The organism is Rhodospirillales bacterium (assembly GCA_016699855.1).
Lineage (GTDB): Bacteria > Pseudomonadota > Alphaproteobacteria > Reyranellales > Reyranellaceae.
This window is the reverse complement of record CP064988.1, coordinates 2,049,708-2,065,733: the sequence shown is the minus strand read 5'-3', so window position 1 is coordinate 2,065,733 and position 16,026 is coordinate 2,049,708. Positions and strand designations below refer to the sequence as shown.

Sequence of the window (16,026 nt, the reverse complement as noted above, 5' to 3'; positions counted from 1 at the left end):
CCGTCTCACTCGCGTCCGCCGGCCCGGCGGATCAGGTCGCCGACGCTGCCGCGGCGCGCCTCGCGGGCGTAGGCGAGCGCGGTCCTGCCGGTGTGGTCGGCGGCGTTCGGATTGGCCTTGCGGTCGAGCAGGGCGCGCGCGATCTCGTTCGATCCGTTGCGCGCCGCCAGCATCAGGGGCGTCATGCCCGCCCGGTCGCCGATGTTCGGCTTGGCGTTGCGGCGCAGCAGGAGCTGGACCATCTCCGGATCGTTGCGCTCGGCGGCGCGCAGCAGGGCCGTGCGGCCCTCGCCGTCCGTCGCGTCGACGATGGCGCCGCCCTTGAGCAGGACCTCGGCGACCTCGACGTGGCCTTTCGACACCGCGAGGATCAGCAGCGGCTGGCGCCGCGCGTCGATCTGGTTGGGGCTCTCACCCTTCAGCAGCGCCTGGCGGACGGCATCGATCTCGCCGCGCTCGACGGCGCCGAGGATCGGCTTGCTGAGGAGGATTTCGATCTGCGCCGCCGCCGGCGCCGCCGCCAGCGCCAGGACGGCCGCGAGAACCGCTGCTATCCGTTTCATCGTTGCGACCCCCGTCACGCGTCGCCGCGCCCGGTAAATCTCGGACCGGTCGCCGCGCCGGTCAAGCGGCCGGCGGTCATCGGCCGCGCCGCCGCGCCTCGACGGCGTCCCAGATGCGGCCCTCGAGGTTGACGCCGTCGAAGCGGTCGATCTGCTGCAGGCCGGTCGGCGAGGTGACGTTGATCTCGGTGAGATAGTCGCCGATCACGTCGATGCCGACGAAGATCATGCCACGGCGCCTCAGCTCGGGGCCGATGGCGTCGCATATCCAGCGGTCGCGCGCCGTCAGCGTCGACTTCACGGCCCGGCCGCCGACGTGCATGTTGGAGCGCGCCTCGCCCTCCGCCGGGATCCGGTTGACGACGCCGGCGGCCTCGCCGTCGATCAGGATGATGCGCTTGTCGCCCTTGCGCACCTCCGGCACGTAGCGCTGGGCGATCAGCGGCTCGCGCGAGGCCTTGGTGAACATCTCCAGCAGCGAGGCGAGGTTCTCGTCGTCGGGCCTGACGCGGAACACGCCGGCGCCGCCATTGCCGTAGAGCGGCTTGATGATGATGTCCTTGTGCACGTCGCGGAAGCCGCGGATGCGCGCGGCGTCGCTGGTGATCAGCGTCGGCGGCATGACGCCCTCGAACGTCGTGACGAACAGCTTCTCCGGCGCGTTGCGCACCTCGGCCGGGTCGTTGACGACCAGCGTCGCGGGATGGATGCGCTCGAGCAGGTGCGTCGTGGTGAGGTAGGCCATGTCGAACGGCGGATCCTGGCGCGGCCAGACGACGTGGACGTCGGCGAGATCGAGGTCCTCGGGCGCGCCCAGCGCGTAGTGGTCGCCCTTGACCCGCCGCACGGTCGTCGGCTGGACGCGGGCGCGCACCCGGCCGTCGAGGAAATACAGGTCGGCCGGCGTGTAGTGGAACATCGCGTGGCCGCGCTTCTGCGCCTCCAACGCCAGCGCGAAGGTCGAATCGCCGTCGATGTCGACGGTCGACACGTGGTCCATCTGGAAAGCGACCCTCAGCCCCATGCGCTCCGCTCCTCCGCGCGCCGCGTCCCGGCGCCGCGGATCAGTTAAGCCGCCGCCGGAGTTCCCGCAAGAGAGGCGGCGCGGTCGCGCGCCCGGGCGCGGACGGCGGTGATCTCGGGATCGGGCGAGGGCGGCTGGGCGGCGTCGAGCGCGAGGAAGCGGTCGAACGCCTTCACGGCGCCGCCGACCGCGCCGGCGCCGGCGTGGATGGTGGCGGCCTCGAACCACAGCTCGGCCCGTCCCGGCGCGATCGCCGTCATGCGCTCGATCGTGGCGCCGGCGCCGGCGTCGTCGCCGGCGCGCAGCTGGCGCGTCTTGATGTTGTTCTCGAGCCGCAGCAGCACGTCGGCGTCGGGCACGGCGGCGACGTGCGCCGGCGCGATCTCGGCGCCGGCGCCGGCGGAGGACCGCAGCAGGGCGCGCAGGTCGCGCGCCTCCAGCGCCGCGCCCTCGCCGAACGGATCGAGGATGGCGTGGGCGCCGCCGGCCTCGAGGCGGATCAGGAAATGGCCGGGGAAGCCCAGCCCGACGCAGCCCCATCCCTGCGCCCGCGCCGCGCCCATCCACACCAGCCCGAGGGCGACGGGCAGGCCGCGGCGGCGGTCGATGACGCTGGCGAGATCGGCGTTCTGCGGATCGTCGTAGGTCTCGCGGTCGCCGCGGTAGCCGTAGCCCTTGGCCAGCACCTCGCGCAGCGCGTCGAGCGGCGGATGGCGGCGTTTCACGAGGGCGCCGATCTCGGCGGCGAGCGCCGCGACATGCGCGCGGTAGGGGTCGAGGTCGAGCGCCGGCCGGCGCAGGAGCGACAGGGTCAGCGCGGCCTCGACGACGTCGATGTCGTGACCGCCGGCGGCGCACAGCGTCGTCAACCGCGCGAGGACCTCCTTCGCGCGCGTCCGCGCCGCGCCGATCGCCGCGTCGTCCGCCGTCATGCCCAGCCGTCAGCTCCCCGGGCGCCACGCGTCGGTCGCGTGGACCGGCCAGCCGCGTGGCGTCACGTACATCGCGTCGAAACGCATCGCGTGGTCCGCGAGCGCGGGATGGCGCGCGACGAACGCCTCCGCGGCGCGAGCGATGCGCCGAAGCTGGGACTCTGTCAAGGCGAGGGCCGCGTCGTCGACCGTGGCGCGCGCCTTGACCTCGATGAACAGCAGCGTGCCGCCGCGGCGCGCGACGATGTCGATCTCGCCGACCGGCGTGCGAAGGCGGCGCGCCAGCACGCGGTGGCCGGTCAGGCGCAACCGCCAGACGCAGCGCCACTCGGCCCAGCGGCCGAAGCGGTCGGCGGCTACGCGCTTGGGATCGGAAGCGGATGGCCGTCGCGGTGGCACGGGGCTACGCGCCGCCGCGCTTCAGCTCGAGCGCGCGCGCGTAGACCTCGCGCCGCGGCCGGCCGTAGCGGGCCGCGACCTCGGCGGCGGCCTCCTTGACGCCGGTCTGCGCCAGCGCCGCGCGCAGCGCGCCGTCGATATCCCCGGCGGACGCCGGCCGGGTGTCCTCGCCGGGCGGCGCCACCACGATCACGATCTCGCCGCGCGGCGGGCCGGCGGCGGAATAGTGGGCGGACAGCGCGTCGAGCGGGGCGCGGCGCACCTCCTCGAAACGCTTCGTCAGCTCGCGCGCCACGGCGGCCTCGCGCGCGCCCAGAAGGTCGGCGAGATCGGCCAGGGTCTCGACCAGGCGGTGCGGCGCCTCGAACAGCACCAGCGTCGCCGGCGCCGCCGCGAGCTCGGCGATCGCGCGCCGCCGGTCGGGCCCGCGCGACGGCAGGAAGCCCGCGAACAGGAACCGGTCGCTCGGCAGACCGGACAGCGCCAGCGCCGCCAACGGCGCCGAGGCGCCGGGCACGGTGGTCACCGGCAGACCGGCCGCGAGCACGGCGCGCACCACGCGGTGGCCGGGATCCGACACCAGCGGCATGCCGGCGTCGCTGACCAGCGCCACGACCCGGCCGGCGGCGATCTCGGCGACGATGCGGGCGGCGGCCTCCGCCTCGTTGTGGTCGTGGCAGGCGAAGGTCGCCGCCGAAACGCCATGAATGCCCAGCAGCCTGCGCGTGGTGCGCGTGTCCTCGCACGCGACCAGGTCGGCGCCGCGCAGCGTGTCGAGCGCGCGCAGGGTGATGTCGCGCGCGTTGCCGATCGGCGTCGCGACGATGTACAGGCCCGGCGCCGGTTTACTTGGCCGGAGCGCGTCGCTACCGTCGTCCGGCGCGTCTTCGTCTGTCGGGAGATCGGTCATGTTCCGTTCGCTATCGCTCCGCTCCGGCGGACCCGTGCCCGGCTGCCTCGCGATGGCGACGCTCGGTCTGCTGCTCGCCGCCTGCGCGGCGCCGATCAAGCCTATCAGCCCGGCGCCGCCAAGTCCCGCCATGGCCCGGACCAAGACGCCCGGCGAGGCCGAGGCGCGGCCCGAGGCGGTGCCGCGTCCGACGCCCAGCGGCAAGGTCAAGATCGCGTTGCTGTTGCCGTTGACCGGCCGCGGCCGCGACGTCGGCACGGCGATGCTCGAGGCCGCCGAGCTGGCGATCTTCGACGGCGCCGGCCGCGACGTGGCGATCATGCCGATCGACGCCGGCGACACGCCCGAACGGGCCATCGCCGCCGTCGAACGCGCCGCGCGCGAAGGCGCCTCGATCCTGCTCGGGCCGTTGTTCGGTCCGGCCGCCGCCGCCGCCGCCCAGGCGGCGCGCGAGGTCAAGCTCGAGATGGTGAGCTTCTCCAACGACGAGGGCGTGGCCCAGCCCGGCCTCTATCCGATGGGGTTGGCGATGCGGCCGCAGGTCACGCGGGTGGCCGAGTACGCGCTATCCCGCGGCATCAAGCGCTTCGCGGCGTTCTCGCCGTCCACGCCCTACGGCGACCAGGCGACCCGGGCGCTGCGCGACGCGGTGGCCTCCCGCGGTGGCACCGTGGTGGCCGCCGAGCGGCTGCCCGCCGCCGGCGGCGACGTCTCCGCCGGCGCCCGCCGGATCGGCGCCGCCCTGAACGACGGCGCCGGCGGTGCGACCGCGGTGTTCCTGCCGGTCGCCGGCGCGTCGCTGGCATCGGCGGGCCAGGCGCTGCGCGACGCCGGGCTGGATCCGGCGAAGGCGCGGTTGCTCGGCACCGGCGTATGGGACACGCCGACCATCGCGGCGGAGGGCGCCATCCCCGGCGCCTGGTTCGCGGCGCCCGATCCGGCGCGGCGCGCCGATTTCGAACGGCGTTTCGCGGCGGTGCACGGCAAGCCGCCGCACCGCCTCGCGACGTTGTCCTACGACGCGGTGATGATGTCGGCGCGGCTGGCACGGCTGAAGCCCGGCGGCGATTTCTCGGCCGCCGCGCTGACCGACCCCGCGGGCTTCCAGGGTCTGGACGGGCTCTACCGGTTCCGCCCCGACGGCCGCGTCGAGCGGGCGCTGGCGGTGCTGGAGATCGGCGCCGACCGGGTGCGCGTGGTCGATCCGGCGCCGACCTCGCTCGACCGGCCGAGCAACTGACATCCGTCGACACCGTCCGGAGGCGACGATGCCGCTCGATCCCACGCTGCTATGGCTCTATGCCGGCGCCGCCGCGTTGCTGATCCTGACGCCGGGCCCAGACACATTCCTCGTGGCCGCGACCTCGGCGACCGACGGGCCGCGGGCGGGGATCATGGCGGCGCTGGGCGTGTTCGCCGGCTGCCTGTTCCATATCGCGCTGGCCTCGATCGGGGTCAGCGCCATGATCGCGGCGTCGGCGCTGGCGTTCAGCCTGTTGAAGGTGGCGGGCGCCCTCTATCTCGCCTGGCTCGGCTTTCAGGCGCTGCGCGACGCCTGGCGCGGCCCCGCCGGCGCCGGCCGTCGCCCGGCCGGACGCGATCCGGCGCGGCGCTTTGGGCATGTTCGCGCGCGGCGCGCTGACCAACGCGCTCAATCCGAAGATGGCCGTGTTCTTCGTGGCGTTCCTGCCGCAATTCGTCGATCCGGCGCGCGGCGACGTGGCGTTGCAGCTGGCGCTGTTGGGCCTGCGCTTCAGCGTGCCGGGAACGCTCTATCTCATGGGCGTGGCGGCGCTGACCGGACGCGCGGCGGCGGCGCTGCGCCGCGCGCCGTGGCTGCGCCGCGCGATGGACGCCCTGGCGGGCGTGTTCTTCGTCGGACTCGCCGTCCATCTGGCGCGCGCGCAGACGCGCTGACGCCGCCCCCGGGAGACGCCATGGCCTACGACCGGAACAACGTCTTCGCGCGCATCCTGCGCGGTGAACTCCCGTGCAAGAAGGTCTACGAGGACGAGTTCGCGCTGGCGTTCCACGACATCAATCCGCTGGCGCCGGTGCACGTGCTGGTGATCCCCAAGGGCGCGTACGTCTCGAACGTCGATTTCGCCGCGACCGCGCCGGACGCGGCCGTGGCCGGCTTCTGGCGCGCCGTCGGCAAGGTCGCGGGCGCGCTGGGCCTCGACGCGGACGGCTACCGGCTGGTCGCCAACAGCGGCGCCGATGGCGGGCAGATCGTGTTCCACTTCCACGTCCACATCTTCGCCGGCCGACGCTTCAGCCACAAAATGGGCAACATGCCGCGGCCGAATGACGCCGGCTGACGACGACTCCGCGCCGCCGTCGTCCGGGAGGACCCCGATGAACCGTTTTCCGCCGCTCGCCGCCGCCCTGTGCGCGGCCCTCGCCACGTCCGCCGCCGCCGAGCCGCTGCCCAGGCCGACGGTCGATTTCGCGGCCCAGGGGACGCTGACCGGCGGCAAGGGCGCCGCGCCGGCGACGATGCGGCACAAGGCCGGCAAGGTGCGCGTCGACACCGAGGCCGACGGCCAGGCGACCTCGATCTTCATCGACCACGCCGTCCGCAGCGCCACCGTGGTGTCGATCCGGTTCGGCCAGAAGGTGGCGCTCGAGATCGATCCCGATCGCGCCGCCGGCGCGCAGACGCCGTGGGACCTCGACGCCACGCGCGTCGGCTCGGCCACCGTCGCCGGCGAGAACTGCGTCGAGTACGAGGTCGAGAACGCCAAGGGCCGCAAGCAGCGCGTCTGCCTCGCTCGCGACGGCGTGCCGCTGCGGACGATCGACGTGTCGCGCGACCGCGTGGCGTGGATCGCCACGCAGGTGACGCGCGCGCCGCAGGAGGCGTCGCTGTTCGCGGTGCCGGGCGACGCCATGCGCGTGCAGCTGCCGCCGAAGCGCTAGCGTCGGGGCGGCCGGACCATGGAGCGCCGCGGATGAAACGTTTGGCCTTCCTGCTCGCCGTCCTTTGCGCCGGTTGCGCGACGACGGTCGTCCACGCGGAGCCCCTGCCGCTGCCGGCCGTCGACTTCCTGGTCGAGGGCACGCTGACGCGAGGCGGCGTCGAGACGCCGATGACCATGCGGCACAGGAACGGCCGGATGAGGGTCGACGCCACGATGGACGGCGCGGAGGCGACCATCCATTTCGACCGCGCGAAGCGCAACGCGATCGTGGTGATGCAACGCGCCGGCAGGACGTTCGCGATGGAGATCGATCCGACGACGGTGGGCGGGGCCGTGACGGCGTGGGAGGTCGAGGCGACGCGGCTCGGCGCCGACAGGATCGCCGGCGAGGAGTGCGTCGACTACGAGTTCGAACGGACCGTCGGCGCGACGCTGCGCGCGTGCATGACGGTCGACGGCGTGCCGCTGCGGACGATCGAGCTCTCGGGCGAACGCGCGACATGGGTCGCCGCGCGCGCGACTCGCGCGGCGCAGCATCCGTCGTGGTTCGTCGTGCCCGCCGACGCGGTCCGGATGCCGACGTTGCCGTTCGCGCCGCGACGCTAGCCGGCGGCGGAGACCGGGAATGTGGACCATGCTCAGCGGAAGCGGAAGACGTCGGTTCCTGGCCGGCGCGTCGATCGGCGCCGCCGCGGCGATCATCGCGGCCGGCGCGCCCGCGCGGGCGGCCGATCCGCCGTCCGACGCCGACCGCGCGGCGATCCGCGACGTCATCGCCGGCCAGATCGAGGCGTTCCGCCGCGACGACGGCGCCGCGGCGTTCGGCTACGCCGCGCCGGCCATCCGGCGGATGTTCGGCGGCGTCGACCGTTTCATGGAGATGGTGCGCGAAGGCTACCGCCCGGTCTACCGGCCGCGCGAGTTCGCGTTCCGCGACATCGTCGTCAGGGACGGGCTGGCGCTGCAGAAGGTCCATATCGTCGGACCCGACGGCGCCGCGGTGACGGCGTTCTACACCATGGAGCGCCAGCCCGACGGCTCGTGGCGCATCGCCGGCTGCTCGCTGGGCGCGCCGGAGGAACGATCGACGTGAGGCCACGCCGCCGGCGCGGACATCGATTCATGGCACCCGCGCGCCGGTAGGCTTGGACCGCGCCGCGGTCGCGTCTATGGTCGCGCCGCCTCTCAACCGCCCGCCCCAGGTCCGCGAATCCGATGGCCGCCGTTTCCGGCACGCCGAGGAAGGCCCTTTTCCTCCTCGCGCTGCTGACCCTGCTCTGGGGCACCAACTGGTCCCTGTTCCGCGTCGCGCTGGCCGAGATGTCGGTGTGGAGCTTCCGCGTCTTCGTCGTCGCCATCGCGTCGGGCGGGCTGTTCGCGGCGGTGCGGCTGCGCGGCGAGTCGCTGCGCGTGCCGCCGGGCCGCTGGGGCCCGTTGCTGATCGCCTCGATGTGCAACCTGACGATCTGGAACATGGCCACGGCGCTGGCCGTGGTCCACCTGCCGTCGGGCCAGTCCTCGGTGCTGGCCTATTCGATGCCGCTGTGGCTGGCGGCGCTGTCGACGATGTTTCTCGGACAGCGCTTCACGCCCCGGCTGCTGGCGGCGCTGGCGCTGGGCGTCGCCGCCGTGGCGCTGCTGATGGCGCCGAATTTCGGCGTCTACGCCGGCGCCCCCGCCGGACTCGCGGCCGGGCTCGGCGCCGGGCTGGCGTGGGCGGTCGGCACCATCGTCGTCAAGCGCACGGATTGGGGTGGCATGGGCCTGTCGCTGACGGCGTGGCAGATGCTGCTGTGCCTGCCGCCGATCGTCGCCGGCTTCCTGGTCTTCGACGGCGCCTGGCCGCGGCCGGGCCTCGGCGCCATCGCGGTGTCGATCTACATCGCGCTGATTCCCATGTCGATCGGCACGGCGACATGGTTCGCCATCGTCGGCCTGCTGCCGGCGCAGGTCGCCGGCCTGTCGTCGGTGTCGGTGCCGATCGTCGCCATGGTGTCCGGCGCCATCGCGTTCGGCGAGCCGCTGGGGCCGGCGCAGCTCGCGGCGCTGGCGTGCTCGGCGCTGTCGTTGTGGCTGGCGCTGACGCCGCCGCGCGCCGCCGCGGCCAAGGGCTGAGGCGCCGCCCGATGGCCGCCGTCCCGACCAGCCGCGCGCTGCCGCTGGTGATCCTGCTGGCGATCCTGTGGGGCGGCAGCTGGCCGATGTTCAACATCGTGCTGCGCGACCTCTCGGTGTGGACGTTCCGCGCCATCGCCGTGACCGGCGCCGGCGTGTTGCTGATCGGCATCGCGGCGGCGCGGCGGATGCCGCTGGGCGTGCCGCGCGCGGCGTGGCCGGCGCTGGCCGGCGGCGCGATGGGCACGATCACGGTGTGGTACGTGGCCGCGACGGCGGCGACGCTGTTCATCCCGTCCGGCCAGGCCTCGGTGCTCGGCTACACGATGCCGTTGTGGGCGGCGCTGGCGGGGACGCTGTTCCTCGGCGAGCGCCTGAGCGGGCGCGTGGCGCTGGCGCTGGTGTTCGGCGCCGCCACGGTCGGCTTCCTCGCGGTGCCCAATCTCGGCAAGATCGCGGGCGCGCCGGCCGGCATCGGCTGCGCGCTGCTGGCGGGTATCGGCTGGGCCGCCGGCACGTTGATCCAGAAGCGCGCGGACTGGCGCGGCGTGCCGCCGCTGGTGCTGACGGCGTGGCAGATGCTGATCGGCGCGGTGCCGATCATCGCCGGCGCGGCGCTGTTCGCGGAGTGGCGGTGGACGCCGGTGTCGACGCCGGCGCTGCTGTCGCTGATCTGGCTCACCGCCGTGCCGACCGCCGTCGGCACCATGATCTGGTTCCGCATCGTGCATCTGCTGCCCGCCAACATCGCCAGCCTGTCGACCATCCTCGTGCCGGTGGTCGCGGTGGTCGGCGGCGTGTGGGCGCATGGCGAGCCGTTCGGCCCGTGGCAGGCGCTGGCGCTGGCGAGCGCGGTCGCCGCCCTGGCGCTGGCGTTGCTGAGGCCGCCGGCGGAGTCCTGAGCCGGCGTCAGCCGACGCGCATCACGCGCAGGCGCGGGTCGAGCAGGTCGCGCAGGCCGTCGCCCAGCATGTTGAGACCGAGCACCGTCAGCGCGATGGCGAGGCCGGGATAGATCGCCAGCGCCGGCGCGTCGTGCAGATAGGTCTGCGCGTCGTAGAGCATGCGGCCCCAGGACGGCACCGGCGGCTGCGCGCCGAGCCCCAGATACGACAGCCCGGCCTCGGCCAGGATCGCGACCGCGAACTGGATCGTGGCCTGCACCAGCAGCACGCTGGCGATGTTGGGCAGCACGTGTCGCACCGTCACCGCCAGAGGACCCAGCCCCAGCGCGCCGGCGGCGCGCACGAAATCGCGGCCCCACATCGACAACGCCGCGCCGCGCGTCACCCGCGCGAACACCGGCACGTTGAAGATGCCGATGGCGAGGATGGCGTTGGTGGCGCTGGCGCCGAACACGCTGGTGATCAGGATCGCCATCAGCACGGCGGGAAAGGCGAACAGCAGATCGTTGAAGCGCGACAGCACCTCGTCGACCCAGCCGCGCCGCGCCGCGGCCCAGGCGCCGAGGCAGATTCCGGCCGTCATGCCGATCGACACCGCGATCAGACCGACGGTGATCGAGGTCTGGGCGCCGACCATGATGCGCGAGAGCACGTCGCGGCCGCGATGGTCGGTGCCGAGGACGTAGGTCGCGTCCGACGGCCGCAGCTTCAGCGCCATGCGCAGGTCGTCGTGGTCGTGCGGCGTCCACACGGTCGACAGCAGCGCCGTGCCGACGACCAGCGACACCAGCGCCAGGCCGGCGAGGAAGCCGACGTGGCGGCGCGCGCGCGACCAGAACCCCGCCATCACACCACCGCCTTGGGGCGCGGATCGAGCAGCGCGTAGACGAAGTCGACCGCGAGGTTGACCGCCAGCACCAGCACGGTCAGCAGCATGACGATGTTCTTGATGACGATCAGGTCGCGGTTGTTGATCGAGTCGAACACCAGCTTGCCGATGCCCGGCAGGTAGAACACCGTCTCGACGATGATCGCGCCGGCGACGAGGAATCCCGCGATCAGCCCGGCGACGGTGACGATCGGGATCAGCGCGTTGCGCAATGCGTGGCGCATCAGCACGTCGCGCTCGCCGACGCCCTTGGCGCGGGCGGTGCGCACGTAGTCCTCGCGCAGCGTGTCGAGCATCGAGGAGCGCGTGACGCGGGTCAGGATCGCGATCTCCGACAGGCTCAGCGCCAGCGCCGGCAGCACGAGGGAATGCAGCGACCGCAGCGGATCCTGGGCCCAGCCGGGGAAGCCGCCGGCGGGGAACCACTTCAACGTCACCGCGAACAGCAGCGCCAGCAGGATGCCGAACCAGAAATTCGGGACCGAGATGCCGAGCTGGCTGAATCCCATCACCGCCCAGTCGCCGGGCCGGCCGCGGCGCGAGGCCGCGAACACGCCCAGCGGAATGGCGACGCAAGTCGCCCAGGTCAGCGCCATGGCGCCGAGCGGCAGGGTGACGACGAGCCGGTCGAGGATCAGCTTCGAGACCGGCGAGCCGTAGGCGTGGCTGTTGCCGAGATCGAACGTCAGCAGGCCGGCGATCCACGACAGGTAGCGTTCCGGCGCCGGCCGGTCGAAGCCGAACTTGGCGCGCAGCGCCGCCAGCGTGTCGGGCCGCGCCTCGGTGCCGAGCATCACCAGCGCCGGATCGCCGGGCAGGATCTCGAGCACCGCGAACACCACGACGCTGGCCAGCGCCAGGGTGACCAGCGCGGCCGACAGGCGGCGGAGCAGGAAGTCGAGCATGCCGCCGCAGGATGCCGGTGTTCACCATGCGGCTCAACGGTCCATCGGCGTCGCGGCGCGTTTGACTTCCGCCGGGCGGAGCCCGACTCTCGCTGGCCGGGAGGGCTCCGACCGCATGACGACGCACCACGACCTGCATGGCCTGCCGATCACCTGCGCCTCGGCGGACGCCGCCGACGCGCTCAACCGGGCCATCCTCGGCTATCTGAAGTACCGCCTCGACACGCCGACGCATCTCGCGCGGGCGCTGGCCGCCGATCCGGGCTGCGCGCTGGCGCAGTGCCTCAAGGGCCATTTCGCGATGCTGTCGTACAAGCGCGCCAACGTCGCCGCCGCGCGCGAGGCCGCCGACGCGGCGCGCGCCGCCGCCGCCGGCGCGACGCCGCGCGAACGCGCCCATGTCGCGGCGCTGGACCAGTGGATCGCCGGCGACCTCGACGCCGCGCTGGCCACCTGGGAGGCGATCCTCGCCGACCATCCCGTCGATGTGCTGGCGCTGCGCCTGTCGCACTTCAACTATTTCTGGCTGGGCCGGCCGCGCACCATGCGGGAATCGGTGGAACGGGTCGCCGACACGTGGGGCCGCGAGCTGCCGGGCTACGCCACGCTGCTGTCGTGCCTGTGCTTCGCACGCGAGGAGGCTGGCGACTACGACGCGGCCGAACCCGCCGGCCGGCAGGCGATCGAGATCGATCCCGGCGATCTGTGGGGCACGCACGCCGTGGCGCACGTGATGGAGATGCAGGGCCGCCACGGCGACGGCATCGCCTGGCTCGACGGGCTGGAGCGGCACTGGGAGGGCGGCAACAACCTCAAGCATCACCTGTGGTGGCACCGCGCCATGTTCCATCTGGAGCGGCGCGAGTTCGACCGCGTGCTCGGGCTCTACGACAAGGGCTTCCGGAACCTCGCCTCGCCGCTGACCGTCGCGCAGCCCGACGTCTACATCGACGTGCAGAACGCGGCTTCCATGCTGTTCCGCCTCGAGCGCCAGGGCGTCGACGTCGGCGACCGCTGGGAGGAGATCGCCGACAAGGCCGAGGGCCGGCTCGACGACTGCCTGTCGGCCTTCACCCTGCCGCACTGGATGATGGCGCTGGCGGCCGCCGGCCGCTTCGACGCGGCGGCGGCCTATCTGCGCGCGATGCGCGCGTTCGGCGACGGACCGGCGACGACGTCGTCGATCGTCGCGCGCGTCGCGGTGCCGGTCTGCGAGGCGGTCCTCGCGCACCGCCGCGGCGACCACGGCCGCGCGCTCGACACCATGCGTCCGGCGCTGGCGGAGATGCACAAGCTCGGCGGCAGCCACGCCCAGCAGGACGTGCTCAAGCAGTTGTTCCTGGACTGCGCGCTGCGCGCCGACCGTCCCGACGACGTCCGTCTGATGCTGGCGCATCTGCGCACGCGCTATCCCGAGCTGCCGCCGGAGAAGCGCATCGGCTACGCCGACGCCTGCCAGCGCTACGCCCGGTGACGCGGCGCGCGCGGCGATGACCGGAGGACCGGGACCCTCGAGCGATCCGCCGGCGCCGGCCGCCCTCGGCGGCCGCCGCGGCGCGTTCGAGTTCGCCGCCTACGCCATGGCGGTCGCGGGGCTCGTCGCCGGCGGTATCGGTTGGATGAACGTCCGCGCCGAGACCACCCTGGCCGAGGGCGCGATCGCCGAGGCGGAGGTCGTCCAGCACGCCCGCCGGTACACGCGCACCGACCGCGACGGGAGACCCACGGACGAGGCGTTCGTGATCGATATCCGATGGACCGCCGGGCCCGCCGACTCGCGGGCGGCGTCGGACCTGAAGATCAGCGACGACTACGCGCGGCGCATCGGGATCGGCGAGGTCGGCCGCTACGCCAAGCCGGTGGTCCGGATCGCCTACCGCCCGCACGATCCCAATGCGCCGGTCATCCTCGTCGACGACCGTCGCTGGTTGGCGCGCATCCCCGGCCGTCCCGCGCTCGTGGCGGCGGCGATCCTGACACCGCTCGGCGTCCTCGGCGGGTTCGTGTTCCGGCGCCGCGCGCCACCGTCGCAATAGCCGCCGCGCACGAGACCGGCGCATGGCGGCCATCCCGCCACGCCGCGTCCGCCAGCGTCCACACGGGTTGACTCCGGCGGGCGCCGGCGCGTTCACTACCCGCTGTGAATGAACGTTAATATCGGCGCCGGCCGGAGCGAAGGAGAGCGACCATGAAACTGATGTGGTTCCACCTGATGCCGTACACGGAGCTGCCGGACGATTTCAACCAGAAGCATCCCAGCGTGTGGGTCGACATCCATTCCTCGCTCTTCGACCCGAAGCGCGCGCACCTCATGTACAACGACTTCATGGACGAGCTGGAGTTCGCGGCGGAGTGCGGCTTCGACGCCGTCTGCGTCAACGAGCACCATTCCAACGGCTACGGCCTGATGCCGTCGCCCAACCTGATCGCCTCGTCGCTGGCGCGCCGCACCACCGACACCGCGATCTGCGTCATGGGCAACAGCCTCGCGCTCTACAATCCGCCGACCCGCGTCGCGGAGGAGTTCGCGATGATCGACTGCATCTCCGGCGGCCGGCTGATCGCCGGCTTCCCGGTCGGCTCGCCGATGGACACCTGCTACGCCTACGGCCAGAACCCCTCGCTGCTGCGCGAGCGCTACTACGAGGCGCACGACCTGGTGAAGAAGGCGTGGACCGAGAAGGAGACGTTCGCGTTCTCCGGCCGCTTCAACCAGCAGCGCTACGTCAACATCTGGCCGCGGCCGATCCAGAACGATCCGCATCCGCCGATCTGGGTGCCGGGCGGCGGCTCGGTCGAGACGTGGCGCTGGTGCGCCGAGATGGATTACGTCTACTGCTACCTGTCGTACTACGGCTACAAGGCCGGGCTGACGACGATGCAGGGCTTCTGGAAGGAGATGGAGAAGCTCGGCAAGGACAGGAACCCCTACCGCGCCGGCTTCCTGCAGTTCGTCGGCGTCGCCGAGACCCGCGAGCAGGCGCTGGAGCTCTACACCGAGCCGGCGGAGTATTTCTACGGCCGCTGCCTGCACGTCGATGCACGCTTCGCGACGCCGCCGGGCTACACCACCGAGGCGACGCAGCGCGCCGGCATCCAGAGCATGGTGGCGCAGGCGGCGAACACGGCCAGCTACAGCAACAAGCTGAAGATGAAGGCCACCAACATGAAGGACATCGTCGACGGCGGCTACGTCATCATCGGCTCGCCCGACGAGGTGGTGGAGCAGATCCGCCACGTCGCGACCAGCCTCAACGTCGGCCACCTGATGCTGCTGCTGCAGTACGGCAACATGAGCAAGGCGACGACGCACTACAACACCAAGCTGTTCGCCGAGAAGGTGATGCCCAGGGTCAAGGACCTGTTCCCGGAGTGGGAGGACAAGTGGTGGCCCAAGCCGATGGCCGCGCGCGAGCGCGCCGCCGTGCCGGCGTTCTCGCCGAGACTGGCGGCGGAGTAGGCGTTTCCTTCTCTCCGCGCAGGCGGGGAGAAGGCGGCGCGAAGCGCCGGATGAGGGGCTTCGCGATGGCCGTTGCGCCCACTAGGCCCACGCTCCGCCGCGCGGGCGCCGCAATGCCCCTCACCTTCCCATGCAGCGCATGGGGCCCTTCCTCTCCCCGCCGTCGCGGGGACAGGAGACAAGAGGCCGAGCGAAAAACTTGATTCGGAGATTGTCTTGAGCGAACCGCAATCGTCGACGGTCGACGTCAACGGCTTCCCGTGCCGGGTGTGGCGCAAGGGCAAGGGCCAGAAGATCGGCTTCCTCGCCGGCTTCGGCGGCCTGCCGCGCTGGATCCCGTTCCTCGACCGTCTGGCCGAGACGCGCGAGGTGGTTGTTCCATCGCTACCGGGCTTCCCCGGCGCCACCGGCCATACCGCCCTCGACTCGCATCTCGACTGGATCCTCGCGGTCCGCCATCTGCTCGACGCCGCCGGGCTGCGCGGCGCCGATCTGGTCGGCAGCTCGGCCGGCGGCGCGCTGGCGGCCGAGATGGCCGCGGTGTTCCCCGAGACGGTCCGCCGCATGGCGTTGATCGCGCCGTTCGGGCTCTACGACGAGAAGGATCCCGCGACCGACCCCTGGGCGCAACGCGTCGAGAATCTGCCCGGCCTGATGTGCGCCGAGCCGTCGAACTGGACGAAGCTGGTCGAGATGCCGGCCGGCGCCAATTCGATCGAATGGCCGATCGAGATGACCCGGGCCAGCGAGGCCGCGGCGGCGCATCTTCTGGCCGCTGGGCGACACCCGGCTGGCCAAGCGCCTGCCGCTGATCGCGGCGCCGACGCTGCTGCTGTGGGGCGAGGCGGATCGGATCATGCCGCGCGGCTACGCCGACACCTTCGCCAACGCCATCAAGGGCCGCACGAGGATCGAGATCGTGGCCGGCGCGGGACATCTGGCCGAGCTCGACCGGCCCGACACCGTCGCCAAGGCGGTGCTCGACTGGACGGCGTGAGCG

General features: G+C 72.7%; 19 protein-coding genes and 1 pseudogene. 12 read left to right on the top strand and 8 right to left on the bottom strand.

Translation table 11 applies throughout. The features are described 5' to 3' along the window. Positions 1-5: 5 nt before the first annotated feature. The 5 genes from IPK81_09615 to rsmI all read right to left on the bottom strand — a co-directional run bounded on the left by IPK81_09615 (position 6) and on the right by rsmI (position 3,828). Positions 6-563, bottom strand: a complete 558-nt coding sequence (locus tag IPK81_09615) for an ankyrin repeat domain-containing protein (GenBank protein ID QQS14390.1) — start codon at positions 561-563, stop codon at positions 6-8. Between the two features lie 76 nt (positions 564-639). Next, positions 640-1,587: a glutathione synthase gene (gshB, locus tag IPK81_09610; GenBank protein ID QQS14389.1), complete on the bottom strand. Its 948-nt coding sequence runs from the start codon at positions 1,585-1,587 to the stop codon at positions 640-642. Positions 1,588-1,631: 44 nt separating this feature from the next. Beyond that, the gene (locus IPK81_09605) at positions 1,632-2,519 is read right to left on the bottom strand and encodes a transglutaminase family protein (GenBank protein ID QQS14388.1); all 888 of its coding nucleotides are present in this window, start codon (positions 2,517-2,519) and stop codon (positions 1,632-1,634) included. 9 nt (positions 2,520-2,528) lie between these two features. Further along, positions 2,529-2,918, bottom strand: a complete 390-nt coding sequence (locus IPK81_09600; protein QQS14387.1) for a YraN family protein — start codon at positions 2,916-2,918, stop codon at positions 2,529-2,531. A 4-nt stretch (positions 2,919-2,922) separates the two neighbouring features. Next, positions 2,923-3,828: a 16S rRNA (cytidine(1402)-2'-O)-methyltransferase gene (rsmI, locus tag IPK81_09595; GenBank protein ID QQS14386.1), complete on the bottom strand. Its 906-nt coding sequence runs from the start codon at positions 3,826-3,828 to the stop codon at positions 2,923-2,925. Here rsmI and IPK81_09590 point away from each other — a divergent pair. From IPK81_09590 to IPK81_09555, 8 genes and pseudogenes are all read left to right on the top strand, one after another. Next, positions 3,827-5,068, top strand: a complete 1,242-nt coding sequence (locus IPK81_09590) for a penicillin-binding protein activator (protein QQS14385.1) — start codon at positions 3,827-3,829, stop codon at positions 5,066-5,068. The two genes, rsmI and IPK81_09590, sit on opposite strands and share 2 nt — an antisense overlap. Before the next feature lie 28 nt (positions 5,069-5,096). After that, positions 5,097-5,745: pseudogene (locus IPK81_09585) on the top strand (LysE family translocator). A gap of 20 nt (positions 5,746-5,765) precedes the next feature. Continuing rightward, on the top strand, positions 5,766-6,149 hold the full coding sequence (locus IPK81_09580) for a histidine triad nucleotide-binding protein (GenBank protein QQS14384.1): 384 nt from the start codon (positions 5,766-5,768) through the stop codon (positions 6,147-6,149). Between the two features lie 37 nt (positions 6,150-6,186). Beyond that, positions 6,187-6,750, top strand: coding sequence for a hypothetical protein (locus tag IPK81_09575; protein ID QQS14383.1), 564 nt, complete (start codon positions 6,187-6,189; stop codon positions 6,748-6,750). Between the two features lie 32 nt (positions 6,751-6,782). Beyond that, on the top strand, positions 6,783-7,358 hold the full coding sequence (locus IPK81_09570) for a hypothetical protein (GenBank protein QQS14382.1): 576 nt from the start codon (positions 6,783-6,785) through the stop codon (positions 7,356-7,358). 28 nt (positions 7,359-7,386) lie between these two features. After that, positions 7,387-7,845, top strand: coding sequence for a DUF4864 domain-containing protein (locus IPK81_09565; protein QQS14381.1), 459 nt, complete (start codon positions 7,387-7,389; stop codon positions 7,843-7,845). Positions 7,846-7,967: 122 nt separating this feature from the next. Next, positions 7,968-8,867 carry a DMT family transporter gene (locus IPK81_09560; protein ID QQS14380.1) on the top strand — a complete coding sequence of 300 codons (900 nt, stop codon included), beginning with the start codon at positions 7,968-7,970 and terminating at the stop codon, positions 8,865-8,867. 11 nt (positions 8,868-8,878) lie between these two features. After that, positions 8,879-9,769, top strand: coding sequence for a DMT family transporter (locus tag IPK81_09555; protein QQS14379.1), 891 nt, complete (start codon positions 8,879-8,881; stop codon positions 9,767-9,769). A 7-nt stretch (positions 9,770-9,776) separates the two neighbouring features. On the opposite strand, the gene IPK81_09550 is transcribed toward IPK81_09555, so the two are convergent. Together IPK81_09550 and IPK81_09545 are read right to left on the bottom strand one after the other, a co-directional pair. After that, on the bottom strand, positions 9,777-10,619 hold the full coding sequence (locus IPK81_09550; GenBank protein QQS14378.1) for an ABC transporter permease: 843 nt from the start codon (positions 10,617-10,619) through the stop codon (positions 9,777-9,779). Continuing rightward, positions 10,619-11,566: an ABC transporter permease gene (locus IPK81_09545; protein ID QQS14377.1), complete on the bottom strand. Its 948-nt coding sequence runs from the start codon at positions 11,564-11,566 to the stop codon at positions 10,619-10,621. The genes IPK81_09550 and IPK81_09545 overlap by 1 nt, the downstream gene beginning before the upstream one ends. A 115-nt stretch (positions 11,567-11,681) precedes the next feature. Here IPK81_09545 and IPK81_09540 point away from each other — a divergent pair, with 115 nt between their 5' ends. The 3 genes from IPK81_09540 (at position 11,682) to IPK81_09530 (ending at position 15,026) form a co-directional block, all read left to right on the top strand. Further along, on the top strand, positions 11,682-13,040 hold the full coding sequence (locus IPK81_09540; GenBank protein ID QQS14376.1) for a tetratricopeptide repeat protein: 1,359 nt from the start codon (positions 11,682-11,684) through the stop codon (positions 13,038-13,040). Between the two features lie 16 nt (positions 13,041-13,056). Further along, positions 13,057-13,602, top strand: a complete 546-nt coding sequence (locus IPK81_09535; GenBank protein ID QQS14375.1) for a hypothetical protein — start codon at positions 13,057-13,059, stop codon at positions 13,600-13,602. A 152-nt stretch (positions 13,603-13,754) separates the two neighbouring features. After that, the gene (locus IPK81_09530; GenBank protein QQS14374.1) at positions 13,755-15,026 is read left to right on the top strand and encodes an LLM class flavin-dependent oxidoreductase; all 1,272 of its coding nucleotides are present in this window, start codon (positions 13,755-13,757) and stop codon (positions 15,024-15,026) included. Between the two features lie 384 nt (positions 15,027-15,410). Here IPK81_09530 and IPK81_09525 read toward each other — a convergent pair whose 3' ends face one another. After that, a complete protein-coding gene (locus IPK81_09525) occupies positions 15,411-15,884 on the bottom strand; it encodes a hypothetical protein (GenBank protein QQS15266.1) in 474 nt (157 codons plus the stop codon). Between IPK81_09525 and IPK81_09520 the strand changes: the two genes are divergently transcribed. Continuing rightward, the gene (locus IPK81_09520) at positions 15,790-16,023 is read left to right on the top strand and encodes an alpha/beta hydrolase (protein QQS15032.1); all 234 of its coding nucleotides are present in this window, start codon (positions 15,790-15,792) and stop codon (positions 16,021-16,023) included. The genes IPK81_09525 and IPK81_09520 overlap by 95 nt on opposite strands. Positions 16,024-16,026 lie beyond the last annotated feature (3 nt).